This is a genomic window from Nocardioides sp. LMS-CY (genome assembly GCF_018732145.1).
Taxonomy (GTDB): Bacteria; Actinomycetota; Actinomycetes; order Propionibacteriales; family Nocardioidaceae; genus Nocardioides; species Nocardioides soli.
Map to the genome: position 1 here is coordinate 1,131,980 of NZ_CP076104.1, position 18,504 is coordinate 1,150,483.

Genomic DNA, 18,504 nt, shown 5'->3' on the forward strand with positions numbered 1-18,504 from the left:
GAGATGGATCAGGCCTGCACTCGGTGCGCATCGATGTAGTCGGCGTCGAGATCCCAGCCGAGGCCGGGTCGCTCGCTGAGCGTCATCCATCCGTCCACGAGCTCGGGACGGTTGGCGATCAAGTTCCACCAGATCGGGTCGCGCTCGGGGTGGAAGCACTCGGCGTACGTGCCGTGGGGAATGGAGCACAGCAGGTGCGACGAGATCTGCGGCTCCTCGTGGTGTCCCATCTGCACGTCCGAGATCGCGGCGACCGCGGCGGCGCGTCGCCACTCGGTCGGTCCTCCGGACCATGAGGAGTCGAAGTTGCAGACGTCGATCGACCCCGACTCGATGAGCAGCTTGCACCCGGCGGCCGACAGTTCGCTCTGCCCGGCGCACACCTGGGCGCCGGTCTTGAGACGCACGTCGCGCATGGCCATCCGGTCGTTCTGCCAGTTACAGGGTTCCTCGAACCAGCGCAGGTCGTGGTCGGCAACTCGCTGAGCGAACTCGACCGCCTCGGCCGGGGACCATCCCTGGTTGGCGTCGGCCGCCATCACGAAGTCCGGCCCGGCGGCCTTCCTGGCTCGCCTGAAGCGCTCGGCGTCCTCGGCCGGTGACAGGCCCCCGACCTTGAACTTCACGCCCGCCAGCTGTCGGGCCCGGAGATCGGCCATCTCCTCCTCGATGGACATCTCGGAACCGTAGTAGCCGCCGATGGAGATCATCTGGATCCGGTTGCGATAGCCACCCCAGAGGCGCCAGAGCGGCTGGCCCAGGCTCTTCCCGACCGCGTCCCACAGCGCGGCGTCCAGGGCGCCCGAGGCTACGAGCCCCAGGCGCCGGTCGCGCAGGATGTCGAACGTCGCCGGGCGCATGGTCTCCCAGCAGAGCTCGGTCGCGCGGGCGTCGAGGCCGACGATCTTGGGTGCCAGCTCATCGCGGATGATCGCGTCGATCTCGAAGAGCGTCTTGTCCTCGTCGCCCGCGTACGCCTCGCCGATGATCCCGCCGGCGCAGTGCACGCGGACGATGATCGTCGAGCGATGGGTCATCTGGTACTGGCTGCCCCGGTAGACGCGGGGAAGCTCGACCCTGATCGCCGTCGTCTCGACCTGCTCGATGGTCAGGGCGCCGGTCAGGTGCGGAGCCAAGGCTGTGGAATCGATTGTCTGACTCATGTGAACGTCCTCTTGCTGTCAGTGTGCTGGATCTGGCGTGGGCTCAGGCTCGGAAGGCCGGCATGACCTCTTCGCCGAACAGGCGGATCGACTCCTCGAGGTTCTTGGTCGGGATGCCCGGGAGCTGCATCCGGCAGATCAGCTCGGTGGGCTGCACCTGCTCCTGCAGCTGCTTGATCTCCTCGATCGCCGTCGCCGGGTCGGCGATGATGTAGCGAGAGCTGAAGGTCCGGTAGTCGACCATCGCCGCGTCGGTGATGAGCTCGCCCTGGTCGTTGCGGAGGTCTCGCTCCCCCTGAGCGGACTTCTTGCCGTAGAGGCTGAAGAGATGGGTGACGGCGGGGCCGGCGAGGCGCTCGGCCTCCTCGGTCGTGGGGGCGACGAACACCTCGCGGATGATCGGCCGCTCGTCCGGGACGTAGTCGTTCGCGGCCGCGATGGTGCCGTAGTGCTCGAAGTGGGCGATCAGCTCGTCCACGGTGTGACGCGGTGACGCGGTGACCGGGACGCCCCGTTCGGCAGCTCGTTGGAGGAGCTTGGGCCCGGACACGCCGTACCAGATCGGGATCTGCTCCTGCACCGGTCGCGGGACCACCTGTGCGTCGGGAATCTGGAAGTGCTTGCCCTCCCAGGTGAAGGGCTCTCCCTTCCAGGCCTCCTGCATGAGGTCCAGGGACTCCTCGAAGCGGCCGAATCGCTCCTTCGACGGCACTCCGAACGCCGCCAGCTCCTCCGAGACGTACCCGGGACTGACGCCCAGCGTCACCCTGCCCTCGGACAGGTTGTCCAGGGTCGCGACGTCCTCGGCCAGGCGCAGCGGGTGGTACAGGGGCACGATGAGGATGTTGGTCACCAGCCGCATGTGCTTGGTCAGGCCCGCCGCCTTGCCGAGGACCACGAGCGGGCTCGGCGCCCACCCGTTGAACTGGAAGTGGTGCTCGGTCGTGTGGAAGGCCTCGAACCCCAGTTGCTCGGCGTAGGGGAGGAGGTCGTCCATCTCGCGATAGGCGTCCAGGTTGGTGAACCCCGAGTCGGGGGGCACTACGAAGCTGTACATCAGTCCGAACTTCATGTGTCTTCCTCGCTGTTGGTGGTGGCGTCGAAGAGTTCCGCGACGTCGAGGTCCTCCTCGATGACGTCGTAGCTGTAGGTCCCGGCGTGAACCTCCTGCCGGATCGCCTCGTACTCCAGCGGTCCGACGGAGTAGTAGCGGTGCCGGTCGCCGGGGCGGACCAGGACCCCGTCCTCGCCGAACATCGGGTCCGCCGGCTGCGACGGTGCACGGTAGACATCGACCGCGCACCGGCCGATGCACTGGTAGCCGCCCGGCCCCGGATACGGATAGATGGTGGTCGTGATGCCGGCCAAGGCAACCGTCCGCGACGGCGTTCGATCCCGGGGCTGTACGTACTTGGGCGAGCTCAGGGTGAGGCTCGGGTCGAGTGGGACGGACCAGAAGCAGCCCGGCACGAATCCGACGGCGACGACCCAGGCATCGCCGCCGGTGTGCCTGGCGACCGCCTCGTCCACGGAGACCCGGTTGAGCCGGGCCACGTACGACAGGTTGTTCTCGACGCCGAAGTGCTTCGCGGTGGCGTCGGAGAACGGGTCGTCGTACCAGACCGGCAGCCGGAACAGGCGGGACCGCACCCGTTCGAGGCGCTCCGCACCGGCGATGGCCTCGCGAACCGCCCCCTCGAGAAGCGTGACGTTCGTGCCGCTCTCGAAGACCAGCGCCAGGCTGCGCAGATGGGGCACGACCTCGATCACACCCGGCAGGCACATCGTGTCGAGGAGCCGCGCCGCGCCCTGGAGCCGCATGTTGTCGCGGAGGTCGATCACGTCGCCCAGCTCCACGGTCAGGTAGTTGTCGCTGATCGTCCTGACCAGCGGCACGTCGTACCTCATGCGGGCTCCTTCCTCGGGTGGACGGCCCGGACGCCGATCCCCTCCTCCTCGAGGACGTCCAGCAGGCCGGTCACGACCTCGAGGGCGTTGGGGCTGTCGCCGTGGACGCACAGGCTCTCCGCCTCGAGCGGGATCTCGATGCCGTTGACGCTGCGCACCACTCCCGACCTGAGGAACCGTCGTAGCTGGGCCTGGGCGGTCGGGACGTGCGTGGCGAGCTTGCGCCGCTGGACGATCACCGCTCCGTCGTCGGAGTACTCCAGGTCGGGGTACACCTCCCGCACCACCGCGACCCCGTGACTCCGGGCCGCTCGTTCGAGGGCGGTGCCAGCAGTCGGGGAGGTCGCGTAGACCAGGGGAGCGTCGCAGACGTCCGCGATCGCGCCCAGTACGGCGTCGGCGATGTGGTCGTCGTACATCGTCATCGACATGAGCGTCCCGTGCGGCTTCACGTGGTGAAGGGAGGCGCCCTGCGCGCGCAGCGCCGCCTGCACGGCGCCCACCTGGTAGACCACGAGCGCGTACGCGTCGTCCTCGCTGATGTCCAGCCGCCGACGGCCGAATCCCACCAGGTCCGGCAGCCCGGGATGAGCGCCGATGGCGAGTTGGTGGACGCGCGCCGCGCGGACCGTCTCCAGCAGGGTCACCGGGTCGCCGGCATGGAAGCCGCACGCCACGTTGGCGGTGCTGACCAGCGGCATGATCGCCTCGTCCTCACCCATCCGCCAGTTGCCGAAGCTCTCCCCGAGGTCGCAGTTGACGTCCAGGGTCGACCTGGTCACGTTGCTGGTCATCGATGTCCCTCCGCTGACTCGACGAGCTTGAACCTTGCCTCCTGGCCCGGCCTCATCTGGGCGACGAGACGCAGGTCGGCGGCGACGATCGAGGCGATCTTGGCGTATCCCCCGGCAGTCGGATGCTCGGCGTTCATCACGATGGCAGCAGCCCCGTCGGGGCACTGGACCCCGCCCATCGGGATGATGTCGTCGACGATGTTCGAGACGTTGGAACCCGCCTGAGCGTCCAGGTAGTCGGGCCGCGGCACGAACTCGAGAGTCGGACCGACGAACCGGCTGCCCATCCGGTTGCTCATCGGGGTCAGCTTCCACACCGCGTCGTGGAACAGCCGCCGGCTCTCCTCGGTGAACAGGTGCGCCTGCGGACCGGCGTGGACGCGGACTCGGCAGACCTCTCCGACCACCGGCAGTGGCAGCTCGGCCGCCGTCTCTTCGGCTGGGCGCGGGGAGGGACGCCCGAGGCGCAGTTCGTCCGCCGCCCGAAGAGCGCGGCCCTGGTGGCCTCCGAGCCCGGCGGAGAGCAGGGTCGACCGGCTCCCGAGATAGGTCTCGACGTCGAAGCCTCCGCCGACGGCCAGATAGGTACGCAGGCCACGTCGGATGACACCGACGTCGAGGACCTGCCCGGCCCGGACCGTGACGCACGTCCACTGCGGGATCGGGTCGCCGTCCACCTTGGGTGTCGCCTCGCCGCCCGTCACGGCGATGTTCACGTCCTCGTCGAAGACGACCTGTGGCCCGCTCATGGTGCACTCCAGAACCGCCGCTCCTCGCGAGCCGGTCGACAGCACGGCCCCGCCGGGGTCGTTGCCGGCCAACTGGTTCGCCACGCGAAAGGCTCCGTTGTCGAGCGCTCCTGCGGGTGGGATGCCCTTGCCCAGGTATCCGGGGCGTCCGGCGTCCTGCACCGACGTCAAGGGCCCGGGTTTGATCACCTGCATCCGTGCCGCCATGCCACCTCCTTGGAATCGATTCCACAATCTACGGAGAACTCGGTTCGTCGTCAATAGGGTTCGTCATGGAATGGCGCTGTCGCCATCGGTGGCCTCAGGCCGGGGCCGTGCAGGTGAGGCCCCGCGAGAAGGACGTCGGCAGCACCACTCGCACCGGCTTGGTCTCCTCCCGCTCGATCTGCGTGAGCAACAGGTCGGCGGCCTGGTAGCCGAGCGCCTCGTTGTCCCGGTAGACGGCGCCGAGCTCGGGGTGAACGACGTCCGTGACCGCCGTTCGGTCGCACACCACCATCGCGAGGTCCGCGCCCAGGCGCAGCCCGAGCTCGTCCATCACGTTGAGGGCCAGGGGCAGCAGTTGGTTGGAGCCGACGACGAGAGCCGTGCACCGCTGCCGACCGGTCAGCAGACGTCGTACCGTGGTCCGCGCGTGGGCGTGGTCCGACAAGAGGTTGGTCTCCACCACGCACTCGAACTCCTTGCCAGCTCGTTCGCACGCCGCTGCGAGCACGCGCGCCCGCTCCTTGGCCGGCCGAACGTCCATCCCGAGCAGCAACCCGATCCGCCGGTGTCCGAGGGAGATCAGGCAGTCCGCGGCCTCCGACATGCCCTTCTCGTGATCGCTCAACACCGCCGCCGGCTGGAATCGGCCTCCGACCTGGCGGTCGATCAGGACCGCGGGGCCTGTTCGGCGCCGCAGTGCCTGCAGAGTGGCCTTGTCCTGCTCGCTGGAGAGGGAGAGGAGCAGGCCGTCGACCCGTCGGCGCTCCAGGAGGTCGATGTGCTCGGCGTCGCGACCCGGATCGCCCTCGGAGTTCGTCAACAGCATCGAGTAGCCTGAGCTCCGCAGGCGCTGCTCGGCTCCCGAGACGATCTGTGAGATCAGGGGGTTCGAGATGTCCGAGACGACGAACCCGACGGTCCCGGTGCGTTTGCTCCGCAACCCCTGTGCGACCAGATCGGGCGAGTACCCGACCGCTCGAACCGAGGCCATCACCTTCTCCCGGAGACTGGCGCTGACGGACGGGTGGTTGGTCAGCACGCGAGAGACCGAGGACTGGGCAACGCCGGCATGCTCGGCGACGTCCTTGATCACCGGCCGGGCATGGCCCTCCGACCCTCTGCCGCTGCGCGAGCCTGCAACCATCCCCGTACCTCCTCGTCGAGATCCGCACCCTCGAGCACGGCGAGCGTACCCAGACCTCGCCCCGGTCTTCCCGGCTGAGGGTCGTTGCTTCGATCGCAGTGCAGCCCCTAGTCTAGGGAATCGATTCCAGAAATAGGAGGCGACATGCTGAAGCAGCTCTTCATCGACGGCGCATGGGTCGACGCGCTCGATGGTGGGACATTCGAGACGCGCGATCCCGCGACCGGTGAGGTGATCGCGGTGGTCAGCGAGGCGGGACCCGCGGACGTCGAGGTCGCCGTCGACTCGAGCCGGCGTGGCCAGCGCGCGTGGGCGGCCATGAAGCCCGCAGAGCGCGGCCGCGTGATGCTCTCGATCGCTCGCGTCATCCGCGCAGACGCCGAGCGGTTGGCCGAGCTCGAGACGCGGGACAACGGCAAGCCGGTGAGCCAGGCCCGCGCCGACGTGGAGCTTGCCGCCCGGTACTTCGAGTACTACGGCGGCTTCGCCGACAAGCTGCAGGGCGAGACGATCCCGCTCGGGGAGGGCTACGTCTCGTACACGAGGTCCGAGCCGTTCGGCGTCACCGGGCACATCGTTCCGTGGAATGCGCCGCTGCAACAGGCCGCGAGAGGGATCGCTCCGGCCCTCGTCGCCGGAAACTCGGCAGTGGTCAAGCCCGCGCAGGAGACGCCGCTGACCTGCCTGGAGTTGGGGGCGCTGGCCGCCAAGGCCGGCCTGCCGCACGGGGTGCTGAACGTCATCCCCGGGCCGGGCTCGACGGTCGGGGAGGCCCTGATCAGCCATCGAGCAGTCCGGAAGGTGGTGTTCACCGGATCCGTCGCCACCGGGCGCCGAGTCGCGCACCTCGCCGCCGAGAAGCTCATCCCCGCGACGCTCGAGCTCGGCGGGAAGTCGCCCAACATCGTGTTCGCCGACGCCGACCTCGATGCCGCCGCCGCCTCGTCGATCACCGCTGCGTTCCTCAACAGCGGCCAGATCTGCTCCGCGGGTTCGCGACTGTTGGTCGACCGGGATGTCCATGACGAGTTCGTCGACCGCATGATCTCGCGGTTGGAGCGGATGCAGCTCGGACCCGGACTGGAGGATCCGGCACTCGGGCCGTTGACCACGACCAGCCAGGCACGCACCGTCGAGGCGTACGAGGAACTTGCGAGGGCGGAGGGCTGTCGCGTGGCCTATCGCGGCGAGGTTCCGGCCGGCCTCCAGAACAACGGGCAGTTCCGGCCGCCGGTGCTGCTGACCGACGTCGGGCCGACGATGCGCGTGGCCCGCGAGGAGATCTTCGGCCCCGTGCTGGTGGTGCTCACCTTCGAGTCCGAGGCGGAGGCAGTGGCCATGGCCAACGACTCCGACTACGGCCTTGCGGCGGGCGTCTGGACCAACGACCTCGGGAAGGCCCACCGGGTCGCGGCGGCCTTGGAGGCCGGACAGGTCTTCGTCAACCAGTACTTCGCCGGCGGGGTGGAGACGCCGTTCGGCGGTTTCAAGGACAGCGGCTACGGGCGTGAGAAGGGACTGGAGGCGGTCCACCACTACGTCCAGACCAAGACGGTGACGATCAACATCGGCCAGCCGGCCGAGCACGCCGCGGAGACGGTAGGGGCGACGAGAAGGTGAGTGTGCAGATGTCGATCCCACTGCGCGAGCGGACCATCGGCGTACTCGGGGGAACGGGACCTCAGGGGCGCGGACTGGCCCGTCGATTCGCGACGGCCGGGCTGACCGTGCTGCTCGGGAGTCGCGATGCGGCGCGGGCGGCAAGGACCGCCATCGAGATGGCCGCGGACCTGGGCCTCGGTGAGACGGGGCGGTTGTGCGGGGCCGACAACCTGGCGGTCGCGGAAGCGTCGGACATCGTGGTGGTCGCGGTGCCCTGGTCGGGTCACGAGGCGACACTGGCCGAGGTGGCGCCGGCGTTGTCGGGCAAGATCGTGGTCGACTGCGTCAATCCGCTCGCCTTCCGTCGAGGGTGCGTGACCGCAGCGCCCGTGCCGGAGGGATCGGCGGCACAACAGGCCGCCCGCCTTCTGCCCGATGCGTCCGTCGTCGGCGCGTTCCACAACGTCAGTGCCGTGTTGCTGGCGGATCCGGAGGTGCAGGAGGTCGACACCGACGTCCTCGTCCTCGGCGACGATGCCGACGCCGTCATGGCGGTGCAGCAGTTGGCCGAGACCATCCCGGGAGTCAGGGGGGTCCTCGCGGGGTCGCTCGACAACGCGGCACAGGTGGAGGCGCTGACCGCGAACCTGATCACCATCAACCGGCGCTACTCCTGCCACTCCGGTATCCGCATCAGCGGCCTTCCGGGAGCGGCGAGCGGATGAGCCGCCGATCCTGACATGGCAACCAAATCGACGGCATGACGTCGATCCGGTTGCCCATGTCCAGCAGGTCCACCGTGCGTTCGTCCGTGCGAGCCGTGGCTCGACTCCCGGGTCTCCGCCCACGTGGTGGCCCTGGCGACAGATGACGGCTTCGCGCGCTCGAAGCCACCGCTGCCGCGGCCTCGAAGGTGGCCGAGCGCGCCGCCGAGGTCTGGGACCTTGGTGGCGCGCTCGAGGCGTGCCATGCGGGGAGGGCTTCATGTGGGACTCGCGCAGCGGCCGGTGCCCTCGAAGGGCACCGGCCGCGTAGCCGTCGAGACTTCCCCTCGGCCGTGCTGATCAATTCCGCGCCTGCTCGCGACGGCGCCTACGTGATCAACACGGCCTAGAGTCCTCGCCCGGCGGCCTCCTGCATCGCGGATGCGTGGAAGGTGGGGCTGGCCTCGGCGCACGAGGCGCAGATGGCCGCGTGTCCCTGGGCCGGATTCCGATCCATCTCGAGTGCGATGTACGAGTGACCGCAGGTCGCGCAGCGGATCCTCGCCTCCCAGACGTCATCCACCTCGAGCTGCGGGTCGTGGGGGCGGCGCACCGGCATCTGCGACGGCAGGCGGTGGACCAACAGGTAGCCCAGGACAGCGATCGCCAGGGTCACGATGGGGGCCCAGGAGGTCTCCCGTGGGCCGCCCCACTCGACCATGGAGATCCCCACGCCCGCCGCGACCAGCCAGACCGCCGCGCCCGGCGTCACTCGGCGCACTCGCCCGGGCCGGGACTCAGGCTGGCCGACCCGGTCGCGCGTATCGACAGCCATGTGGACGAGTGCGATGCCGACCCAGGCGACGATGAACACGCTCTGCCACGCCAGCGCCGTCAGCAGGTAGGTCAGCACATCGGTGAGCATCAGCAGGTAGACGATGCCTCCGGTGACCACGGCCCAGACCGTGCGTGGCAGCTTGAGTCCGAAGATCTGGGCCATCACGGTCTCGAGATTGGAGGAGGCGAGGTAGAAGTTCGCGGTGTTGATGCGGGTCTGCGAGACCCAGATCAGGATCACGCCCCAGATGCCCATCAGGTTGACGATGGCGTAGACCACCGAGACCTCCGACAGAGGACCGCTGGTCGGGACCGTATTGGCCAGGAAGATGCCGACGAGTCCGCTGACGAGGAAGATGAACGAGTAGAAGACCGGTCCGAACGTCACCACTCCGTGGAACTTGGCGTCTTCGCGCCTCCCGAAGCGGGCGAAGTCGAACGTGTACATCATCATGATCCACATGCCCATGTAGGTGACGTAGGAGAACAGCCACCCCGGAACGGCCATGTCCACGGCAGCGGGAGCCGTAAGCCAGTCGCTGCTGGCCCCGTACTCGGCGCAGGCCCATACGATCGCCACGACGAGACCGACGAGATAGAACGGCAGGAGGAAGCCGTTGAACTTGTCGAGCCAGGTCCGGACGCCGCCGAAGACGAGCGGAACGCTGTAGACGACGACGATCAGGTAGTAGACCTTCAGATCGAGGCCGCCGAAGTAGTGGTGCAGGGCGACGGCGATCACCGAACCCTCGAACACCGAGTAGTAGATGGCGGTCGCACCGAAGATGAGTGGGGCGATGATCGCGCCCCGATGGCCGAACAGTCGTCGAGAGAACAGCGCAACGGTCAGGCCGGTACGGCCCGCGTACGCGCTGAGGTAGTAGTTGACGGCGCCGTGGGTCGCCACCGCCAGCACGATTCCGACCAGGGCGGCGCGTGTGCCCACGGCGGCGGCGACGGTCGCGGCAGCCACCAGCCAGAACATGGCGCTCGCCATGGCGCCCCAGGCCATGCCGAGAGACCAACGACCGCTGCGCCACGTGAGGGGCACGACGTGGTTGGCGTAGTCCTCGGAAGCCGCGCGCCGGACCACTTCGGGGTCATCCTGCGTTGAGACCTGCAGCGCAGGAGTTGCGGATTCTCCGTCCAGCCCTGAGGGGGGCGACTTGCTCGTACTCATGTTCCACCTTCTTCTGGAATCGATTCCCTACTAGTGATAAGAATCCGAGATCGGCGGGCGCCGAAGTGGCGACGAGCCCGGTCAGCGCGGCTCGATACGCGCCACCACGGCGCCTTCGTCGACGGCGTCGTTGGGCGCGACGAGCAGCTCTGCGACCCGGCAGGCCTGCGGTGCGGTGATGGGTATCTCCATCTTCATCGACTCGAGGACGGCGATCTCGTCGCCCTCGGCGAGCTCGTCACCCACGGAACAGCGCAGCTGCCAGACATTGGCGGCCAGCTCGGTCACTACTTCGATCATCACTCGATCCTCACGCGGTCGGCGAGGTGGCCCTGAGCCACTCGCGGTCGGTCACCAGGTCCCGGCAGGTACTGGCGTCGCGCCACTCGGCGCTGGAGAGCAGTCGTTGGTGGAAGGGGATGAGGGTGCTGGGGCCGGCCACCTCGAACTCGCGCAGGGCGCGCAGCATGCGGGCCGTCGCGGCGGCACGATCGACGTCCCAGACGATGAGCTTGGCAAGGAGCGGGTCGTAGAACGCCGTGACGACATCGCCGACGCGCACCCCGGAGTCGACGCGAACTCCCGGGCCGGCCGGCTCGGTCCACGCGGTGATCTCACCCGGGGACGGGAGGAATCCCTTGGCCGCGGACTCCGCATTGATGCGGCATTCGATGGCCCAGCCCTTCAGGGTGATGTCGTCCTGGTTGAACGACAGGGCCTCGCCTGCTGCGATCCGGAGCTGCTCTCGCACGATGTCGACGCCTGTCACCATCTCGGTGACGGGGTGCTCGACCTGCAACCTGGTGTTCATCTCCAGGAAGTAGAAGTCAGCGCCCACCAGGAGGCCCTCGACGGTGCCGGCCGACTCGTACCCGATGGCCCGGGCGGCCGCCACGGCCACGTCGCCGATGTGCTTGCGCATGGCCGCGTCCACGGTGGGGCCGGGGGACTCCTCGATCAGCTTCTGGTGCCTTCGTTGCACGCTGCAATCGCGCTCGCCCAGGTGGATGACGTTCCCGTGGGAGTCGCCGAGTATCTGGACCTCGACGTGACGCGGGTCGGGAATGTAGCGCTCGGCGTAGACGGTTCCATCTGCGAAGAAGCGCTCTCCCTCGCTGCGCGCACCTGTGAAGGCGGAGGCGACCTCTGCGGGGCTCGTGGCGACTCGGAAGCCCCGTCCGCCGCCGCCCCCGCTGGCCTTGAAGGCCACGGGGTATCCGATGGAGTCCGCCGCCGCCCGCGCTGCGTCCTGGTCCGGGAGCGGGTCGAAGCCGCCGGGGACCACTGGAATGCCGGCCGCCTCCATCCGTCGACGAGACTCGACCTTCGACCCCATGCCGTGGATCGCATCGACCGACGGCCCCACGAAGGTCAGGCCGGCCTCGCGGCAACGCCGCGCGAACTCTGCGTTCTCCGCCAAGAACCCGTATCCGGGATGGACCGCTCGAGCGCCCGTGGCGACGGCCGCCGCCAGAACCCTGTCGGCGTCCAGGTAGCTCTCCGCGGGAGGGCCGCCGCCGAGCAAGACTGCCTCGTCGGCCAGTCCTACGTGCGGGGCGTTCGCGTCGGCATCCGAGTAGACCGCCACCGACGGAACCCCGAGGTCCCGACAGGCTCGTATCACCCTGGTTGCGATCTCGCCACGATTGGCCACCAGCACCGGTCCGAGGTCCATCGACCTGCCTCTCTCATTCTGGAATCGATTCCCGACGACTAGGAAGGAAGATTAGGAAGAAGCCCGTCCGAGCGCAAGAGCCAGTTTCCTCGGGGATAGCTCGCCGGCGCCGAGGGCGGCCTCGGCGCCGTCGTCGCTCGCAGCGGCAGCGTCGCCTGGGGGAGATGTCTCGAGGATGGGCGTTGACCTCGTCCCGGCGCGTCCGTATCGTGCTTTGTCACATTCTATTCCGCATGCAAGATGCGAGATCTCAAAGCCTCCGGGAGTCCTGATGAAGCGGATCTTGGCCCTTCCGTTCGTCGTCCTGCTCTGTCTCCTCGCGCTCGCGGCGTGCGGAACGACGTCAGCGGACCAGAAGGAGAAGGAGGGCAGTGGTGAGCAGTCCGACGGCGGCCAGCCGAAGGTCGCCGCACTGTTCACGCAGTTCGTCGACCAGGGCAACTGGGACGTCACCGGCTACCAGGCGTACGAGGACATGTGCTCGACGTACGACTTCGACTGTGACTACGTCGAGGAGGCGAGCTACGAGCGCGCCCCGGCCCTGCTCCGGCAGTACGCCCAGGACGGCTACGCCATGGTCATCACCCACTCCAGCGGCTACGCGGCCGCGATCCAGGAAGTGGCGCCGGAGTTCCCGAACACCCAGTTCGTGCTGTTCTCCTACGCCACCGACACCGGGGGCCTGAAGAACTTCAGCGCCTGGTCGGTCGACTGGGACCAGGCCGGCTACCTCCAGGGCGTCATCGCCGGGCTGTCGAGCAAGGCCGGCAACATCTCGATCGTCGGCGGCGAGCAGATCCCGTCCACCGAGCGCGCGATGGCCCTTGCCGAGAAGGGCGCCCAGTCGGTGAACCCCCAGGCGAAGGTCTCCCGCGTGTGGACCGGCACGTTCGTCGACGTGGCCAAGGCCAAGCAGGTCGCCGCGCAGGCCATCGACGGCGGCGCGGACTTCGTCATCCCGATGGCGGACCTCGCCGGCCAGGGTGTGCACCAGGCGGCGGAGGCCGCCGGCGCCCTGAGCCTGGGCGAGTACATGGACGAGAACTCCAAGTACCCCCAGGCGATCGTCACGAGCATCACCGTCGACATGGCCGGCGCCTACGACCAGATCGGGGCGGCGTACACGAACGGCGAGCTCGAGGGTCAGATCGTCCAGATGGACGCGCAGAGCGGTGCGTTCGACTTCGCCCCGTTCCACAACGTCGACGCCGAGGTGGAGACCGCCGCCCGGAAGGTGCTCGACGGCCTGAGCGACGGCTCGACGAAGGTCCCCTCCGTGTGAGAGGGGGCGAGGACGTGTCGGGTCCGAACGACGGCGACGCCGCGCTCCTGAGCCTGCGCGGCGTCTGCCGGTCGTTCGGCACGACGAAGGCCGTGCGCGAGGTCGACTTCGACGTCGTGGCCGGCACCGTGCACGCCCTCCTGGGCGAGAACGGCGCCGGCAAGTCGACCCTGATGAACGTCGTCTACGGGGTGCATCCCGCCGACCGGGGCACGATCGCCATCGGCGGCGAGCCGGTCCGCATCGAGTCCCCACGGCAGGCACTCGAGCGGGGCATCTCGATGGTGCACCAGCACCACCAGCTGATCCCGTCGCTGACCGTCGCGGAGTCGATCGCGCTGGCGTCGCGGAACACCCCCTGGCGCTACGACCGGAGGAGCGCGGCGCTGCAGGTGACCCGGCTCGCCAGCAGGCTCGAGCTCGAGCTCGACCCCGAAGCCCGGGTGGGGGAGCTCTCCCTGGGAGACCGCCAGCGGCTCGAGATCATCTCCGCGATCGACCGCGACTCCCAGATCATCATCCTCGACGAGCCGACCGCCGTGCTCGCGCCGACCGAGGTCGAGCCGCTGTTCGACCTCCTGCGGGGGCTCGCCGACGACGGCCGGGCCATCATCCTGATCACCCACCGGATGCGGGAGGTCTTCGCCGTCAGCGACGCCATCTCGGTGATGCGGAAGGGCGAGCTCGTCGCGACGCTCGCCACGAGTGCCACCGACCCGAACCAGGTGCTCGATCTCGTCATTCCGCAGCGGCACCGGCTCGCGGAGACCTCCAGCGCCCCGGGCGTCGCGGAGATCGGGGACGTCGACAGCGCGGAAGGCGACCTGAACCTGGTCGCCGCCCACCTCCGGCCGGGGCGGGCGACGCCGGGCCCGGACGCCCTGGTCGTCGACGCGCTCGAAGTGGCTCCCGCCCCCGGCACCACGGGCCTGTGCGGACTGTCCCTGACCGCGAGGCAGGGAGAGATCCTGGGGGTCATCGGTGTCGAGGGCAACGGCCAGCACGAGCTCGTGGAGGTGCTCGCCGGCATCCGGATCGCGGACGGTGGCCACGTGGTGGCCTGCGGCGAGCCGCAGACACGCGGCAGGCTGGCGCCGCACACGGCGGTCGTGCCCGAGGACCGGCACCGCGAGGCCCTCGTGCTGGATCTGTCGAGCGAGGAGAACCTCGTGCTCCCGATGCTGGACAGGTACAGCTCGGCAGGGCTGCTCAGTCGCAGCCGCATGCGCGCCGACACCCATGCCGTGATCGAGGACTACGCCGTCGTCACCGCCTCGGCGACCGCGCCGACGCGATCGATGTCGGGTGGCAACCAGCAGAAGCTCGTCCTGGCCCGAGCGCTGGCCCAGTCGCCGGAGGTCCTGGTGGTGAGCCAGGCGACCCGCGGTCTCGACCCGGGGGCCACCGCCGAGGTCCTGCGGCGCCTTCGCGACGCGGCGAACGCCGGGACAGCAGTCGTCTTCATCGGCAGCGACCTGGACGAGGTCGTCGAGATCGCGGACCGAGCTGTGGTCATGTACGGAGGCCGAATCGTCGGTGAGAGTGCCGATCCGGACGCGAGCCGGGACGTCCTCGCCGGCCTGATGGTGGGGGCGGACCGTGACCCAGCGCGAGACTGACACCCGTAGCGGGACCGAGGTCGAGCCCAGCAGGGCTCCGGATCCCGTTCGCGGGGGCGACCGGACGCGCAGCGTCGAACGGCTGGCTCGGCTCTTCGACCGTCCGTGGCCCTCGATCATCGCCGCCTTCGTGGTGAGTCTGGGCATCGGCCTGCTCCTCGTCGTCCTCGCGGGCGGTACGGCGGCGGAGGCCGTCGACGTCGCCTACCGGTCCACCGTCGGCTCCCAGCAGGGGATGATCGACTCGCTCGTCTACACGACTCCGAGGCTCCTGGTCGCGGTCGGCGTCATCGTGGCCCTGCGCAGCGGGCAGTTCAACCTGGGGGCGGAGGGCCAGCTCCAGGTCGGCGCCATCGGGGCCGCCCTCGGCGGTGCGTTCCTCGCCCCCTCGATCCCGGGCCCCCTCGCACTGCCGGTCTCCCTCCTGCTCGCCATGGTCTTCGGCGCCCTGTGGGCGGGCCTCGCGGCCGTCCTCAAGGTCTGGCGCGGCTGCGACGAGCTGATCACGACACTGCTGCTGAACTTCATCGCGATCTATCTGGTCCAGCTGATGGTGCAGGGGGCGATGAAGGACCCGTCCAGCACCTTCAACCAGTCCAAGCGGGTCATCGCCGTCGCGGAGCTGCCGCGGTTCGGGTTCACGCGGCTGCACTACGGCATCGTCATCGCGGTCGCCTGCGTCGTCCTCGTCTGGTTCCTGCTCGACCGAACGGCCCTGGGCCTGCGCCTGCGCAGCGTCGGCTACAACCCGGTCGCGAGCCGCTATCAGCAGCTGCGGGTCGGCCGGCTCACCGTCGCCGCGATGCTGATCTCGGGCGCCGTCTGCGCGCTCGCCGGCGCAGGGGAGACGCTCGGCGTCCAGTTCCGCCTGATCCAGGGATTCTCGTCCGGGTTCGGCTTCGAGGGCCTGGCGATCGCCTTCCTGGCCAGCCTGCGCCCGGGGCGGGCGCTGGTCATCGCCCTCATCTTCGGTGGCATCTTCAGTACGGCGACCCGACTCCAGCAGGAGCTCGGCGTGACCGCGTCCCTGGCCTACGTGGTCGAGGGCCTGCCGATCGTGCTGCTGGCCTGCGCCGCCGGGGCGCAGGCGCTTCGGGCACAGCGAAAGGGCATCGCCTGATGCACAACCTCGTCGAGTCCTTCTTCTGGGCCAGTGCGATCGCGCTGGCCGCGCCGATCCTGCTGGCCGCGCTCGGTGAGACCTTCGCGCAGCGTGCCGGCGTGTTCACCATCGGGATCGAGGGCCTGATGCTCAGTGGCGCCTTCGGTGCCGCGGCCGTCGCATCCTGGTCGGGCGACGTGATCGTCGGCTTCGCCGGTGCCGCCCTCGCCGGCGCCGTGCTCGGCGCGCTCTACGGGGTCGCTGTCGTGCTCTTCCGTGCGGACCAGGTCGTCGTGGGCATCGGGTTCAACCTGATCGTGCTGGGCGCGACGAGCATGCTGCGACGCGGATTGTTCCCGACCGGAATGGAGGTCCCGAGCACCTCGGCGCTGGACCGGCACGAGCTGCCGCTGCTCGGAGACCTTCCGTGGATCGGCGAGGTCCTCTTCGACCAGAGCCCGATCGTCTACGCCCTCTATGTCCTCACGCCCTTCGGCGTGTTCCTGCTCTTCCGTACCCGGGTGGGGCTGCTCGTCCGTGCGGTCGGCGACGGCGCCCTGGCGTCGTCGGCGGCCGGCATCCGGGTCCCGCGGATCCGGATGTGGGTCATGGTCGTCAACGGAACGCTTGCCGGTGCTGCGGGTGCGACCCTGGTCCTGGTCAACGCCGGGGGCGTCTTCGTCGACAACCTGGTCGACGGACGCGGCTACCTCGTGCTCGCGCTGACGATGTTCGCTCGCTGGCACCCCGGCTGGGTCGCGCTCGGGGCGGTCCTGTTCGGCGCCGCCGACGCGCTGCAGTTCATCGCCCAGGCGACCTTCGGCGGCCACGTGCCGACCGCGGTCTTCCTGATGGCGCCCTACCTCCTGGCCCTGGCCGCCTGGGTCGTGATGGGCAAGCGCTCGCGTGCCCCGTCGGATCTCGGAGTCCCGCTGCTCGCCTAGATGACTAATTCCAAGGTCTCGCACGCTACGCGACGCTCAGCATCCACGCTGGCTGCGTTGCCAGCGCTCGAGAGACATCCAGTCTGTCGTCGCGCCGGGCGCCTGGCCAGCGCGGCGCTGAGCGCCGCTCGCTTGCACGATCCCTTGGAATTACTCATCTAGGTCGTGTTGCGAAGAGAGGCCTCGTCGCACCGGCGAGGCCTGGACCGCGCACCGACACCCTCCGGGTCGGGTGCGTCGATCGCCCGCGCATCGTTGCCGTTCGGGTGAGCCGCGTCACTCTGTCTTGATTACCCCTAGGGGGTACCCACTAGTCTGGCCCATATACCCCATAGGGGTATATGGGCCACGACCAGAGGAGAGCGCCATGTCCGGTTGCTGCAGTACCAACACCCACCAGGCCGTCGAGATCGAGGACACCCGTACGTCGACACGGCCCGCCGCGGAAGCGTCGTACACCGTGGCCGGGATGACTTGCGGACACTGCGTCTCCTCGGTCACCGACGAGGTCGGCTCGATCGACGGTGTCCGTGACGTCGTCGTCGATCTGGCCTCCGGTGCCCTGACCTTCGGCTCCGACCAGCCCATCCCTCGCGCCGCGGTCGACGCCGCGGTGCGCGAGGCCGGCTACCGGCTCGCATGAACGCCCCGACCCGGCTCGCGGCGTACGGCGTGGGACTCGCGGTCGTGCTCACCGGCGGCTGGCTCGTCGGTGAGCGCACCGACCTGGGCGAGGTCGAGCCGGCGGTCGCGAGCCACTCGACACACAGCAGTTCTCAGAAGGGAGCAGCAATGGAACCCATGGCCACCACCGAGGAACTGCCCGGGGGACTGCAGGTCTCCGCGAGCGGGTACACCCTCGACCTTGCGCCGACCGGGTACCGCGCCGGCCGGCGGGAGGTCGGCTTTCGGATCACCGGCCCGGACGGAGAGCCCGTCACCGAGTACGAGAGGTCCCACGAGAAGGACCTGCACCTGATCGCTGTCCGCCGCGACTTCTCCGGCTTCCAGCACGTCCACCCGTCCTTCGATGCCGCAACCGGCACCTGGTCGGTGGAACTGGACCTGAGTCCCGGGGCGTGGCGGGTCTTCGCCGACTTCGTCCCGGCCGGGGGCGAGGGCCTGACCCTCGGGGCCGACCTCGCCGTCGCCGGCGACGCGGGTGCGCAGCGCCTTCCCGAGCCGACCCGCACGGCGACCGTCGGCGGCTTCACCGTCACCGTGGCCGGTGACCTCGTGACGGGCGAGCACTCCGCGCTCGACTTCGAGATCAGCAAGGGCGGGGAGCCGGTCACCGACCTGGAGCCGTACCTGGGTGCCTACGGCCACCTCGTCGCGCTTCGGGAGGGCGACCTCGCCTACCTGCACGTCCACCCAGGCGGCGAGCCCGGCGACGGGGTCACCTCGCCCGGCCCGACTGTCGACTTCGGGGCCGAGGTGCCCAGCTCCGGTCGCTACCACCTCTTCCTCGACTTCAAGGTCGACGGAGTCGTCCACACCGCACCGCTCACCCTGGACGCCGAGTCCACCGCGGCCGACGCCGCCAAGGGCGCCGGCGAGCCGGCCCACTTGAGCGACCACCGGCACTGAGCCA

At 69.2% G+C, this 18,504-nt stretch carries 17 protein-coding genes; 8 read left to right on the plus strand and 9 right to left on the minus strand.

What is annotated here, in order from left to right; genetic code table 11:
• Nucleotides 1–8 precede the first annotated feature (8 nt).
• From KM427_RS05485 to KM427_RS05510, 6 genes are all read right to left on the minus strand, one after another.
• Nucleotides 9–1,163: a mandelate racemase/muconate lactonizing enzyme family protein gene (locus KM427_RS05485; protein ID WP_215526538.1), complete on the minus strand. Its 1,155-nt coding sequence runs from the start codon at nt 1,161–1,163 to the stop codon at nt 9–11.
• A gap of 43 nt (nt 1,164–1,206) precedes the next feature.
• Entirely contained in the window at nt 1,207–2,235 is a 1,029-nt protein-coding gene (locus KM427_RS05490; protein ID WP_215526539.1) for an LLM class flavin-dependent oxidoreductase, read from the minus strand.
• Nucleotides 2,232–3,071 (minus strand): 5-oxoprolinase subunit B family protein, encoded by an 840-nt coding sequence (locus tag KM427_RS05495; protein WP_215526540.1) that lies wholly within the window; start codon nt 3,069–3,071, stop codon nt 2,232–2,234. The genes KM427_RS05490 and KM427_RS05495 overlap by 4 nt, the downstream gene beginning before the upstream one ends.
• Nucleotides 3,068–3,865: a LamB/YcsF family protein gene (locus KM427_RS05500; RefSeq protein ID WP_215526541.1), complete on the minus strand. Its 798-nt coding sequence runs from the start codon at nt 3,863–3,865 to the stop codon at nt 3,068–3,070. Before KM427_RS05500 ends, KM427_RS05495 begins: the two co-directional genes overlap by 4 nt.
• Complete coding sequence (locus tag KM427_RS05505) at nt 3,862–4,821, minus strand: 5-oxoprolinase subunit C family protein (RefSeq protein ID WP_215526542.1); 960 nt, start codon at nt 4,819–4,821, stop codon at nt 3,862–3,864. Before KM427_RS05505 ends, KM427_RS05500 begins: the two co-directional genes overlap by 4 nt.
• 94 nt (nt 4,822–4,915) lie before the next feature.
• Nucleotides 4,916–5,965, minus strand: coding sequence for a LacI family DNA-binding transcriptional regulator (locus KM427_RS05510; protein WP_215526543.1), 1,050 nt, complete (start codon nt 5,963–5,965; stop codon nt 4,916–4,918).
• A 144-nt stretch (nt 5,966–6,109) separates the two neighbouring features.
• Between KM427_RS05510 and KM427_RS05515 the strand changes: the two genes are divergently transcribed.
• Both KM427_RS05515 and npdG read left to right on the plus strand, forming a co-directional pair.
• Nucleotides 6,110–7,585, plus strand: coding sequence for an aldehyde dehydrogenase family protein (locus KM427_RS05515; RefSeq protein WP_215526544.1), 1,476 nt, complete (start codon nt 6,110–6,112; stop codon nt 7,583–7,585).
• Between the two features lie 8 nt (nt 7,586–7,593).
• On the plus strand, nt 7,594–8,292 hold the full coding sequence (gene npdG, locus KM427_RS05520) for an NADPH-dependent F420 reductase (protein WP_215526545.1): 699 nt from the start codon (nt 7,594–7,596) through the stop codon (nt 8,290–8,292).
• Between the two features lie 385 nt (nt 8,293–8,677).
• Here the strand turns inward: npdG and KM427_RS05525 are convergent, their stop codons facing one another.
• From KM427_RS05525 to KM427_RS05535, 3 genes are all read right to left on the minus strand, one after another.
• Nucleotides 8,678–10,288: a purine-cytosine permease family protein gene (locus KM427_RS05525; RefSeq protein ID WP_215526546.1), complete on the minus strand. Its 1,611-nt coding sequence runs from the start codon at nt 10,286–10,288 to the stop codon at nt 8,678–8,680.
• 81 nt (nt 10,289–10,369) lie between these two features.
• The gene (locus tag KM427_RS05530; protein WP_215526547.1) at nt 10,370–10,576 is read right to left on the minus strand and encodes an acyl-CoA carboxylase biotin carboxyl carrier protein subunit; all 207 of its coding nucleotides are present in this window, start codon (nt 10,574–10,576) and stop codon (nt 10,370–10,372) included.
• Nucleotides 10,577–10,598: 22 nt separating this feature from the next.
• Nucleotides 10,599–11,963: an acetyl-CoA carboxylase biotin carboxylase subunit gene (locus tag KM427_RS05535; protein WP_215526548.1), complete on the minus strand. Its 1,365-nt coding sequence runs from the start codon at nt 11,961–11,963 to the stop codon at nt 10,599–10,601.
• A 271-nt stretch (nt 11,964–12,234) separates the two neighbouring features.
• Between KM427_RS05535 and KM427_RS05540 the strand changes: the two genes are divergently transcribed.
• From KM427_RS05540 to KM427_RS05565, 6 genes are all read left to right on the plus strand, one after another.
• Nucleotides 12,235–13,245: a BMP family protein gene (locus tag KM427_RS05540; protein ID WP_183592999.1), complete on the plus strand. Its 1,011-nt coding sequence runs from the start codon at nt 12,235–12,237 to the stop codon at nt 13,243–13,245.
• A gap of 14 nt (nt 13,246–13,259) precedes the next feature.
• Nucleotides 13,260–14,864 carry an ABC transporter ATP-binding protein gene (locus KM427_RS05545; RefSeq protein WP_215526549.1) on the plus strand — a complete coding sequence of 535 codons (1,605 nt, stop codon included), beginning with the start codon at nt 13,260–13,262 and terminating at the stop codon, nt 14,862–14,864.
• A complete protein-coding gene (locus KM427_RS05550) occupies nt 14,845–15,984 on the plus strand; it encodes an ABC transporter permease (RefSeq protein ID WP_215526550.1) in 1,140 nt (379 codons plus the stop codon). The genes KM427_RS05545 and KM427_RS05550 overlap by 20 nt, the downstream gene beginning before the upstream one ends.
• Nucleotides 15,984–16,910, plus strand: a complete 927-nt coding sequence (locus tag KM427_RS05555) for an ABC transporter permease (RefSeq protein WP_183593002.1) — start codon at nt 15,984–15,986, stop codon at nt 16,908–16,910. Before KM427_RS05550 ends, KM427_RS05555 begins: the two co-directional genes overlap by 1 nt.
• A 367-nt stretch (nt 16,911–17,277) precedes the next feature.
• A complete protein-coding gene (locus KM427_RS25425; protein WP_183593003.1) occupies nt 17,278–17,553 on the plus strand; it encodes a heavy-metal-associated domain-containing protein in 276 nt (91 codons plus the stop codon).
• Nucleotides 17,550–18,500, plus strand: a complete 951-nt coding sequence (locus tag KM427_RS05565; RefSeq protein WP_215526551.1) for a DUF8832 domain-containing protein — start codon at nt 17,550–17,552, stop codon at nt 18,498–18,500. The genes KM427_RS25425 and KM427_RS05565 overlap by 4 nt, the downstream gene beginning before the upstream one ends.
• Nucleotides 18,501–18,504 lie beyond the last annotated feature (4 nt).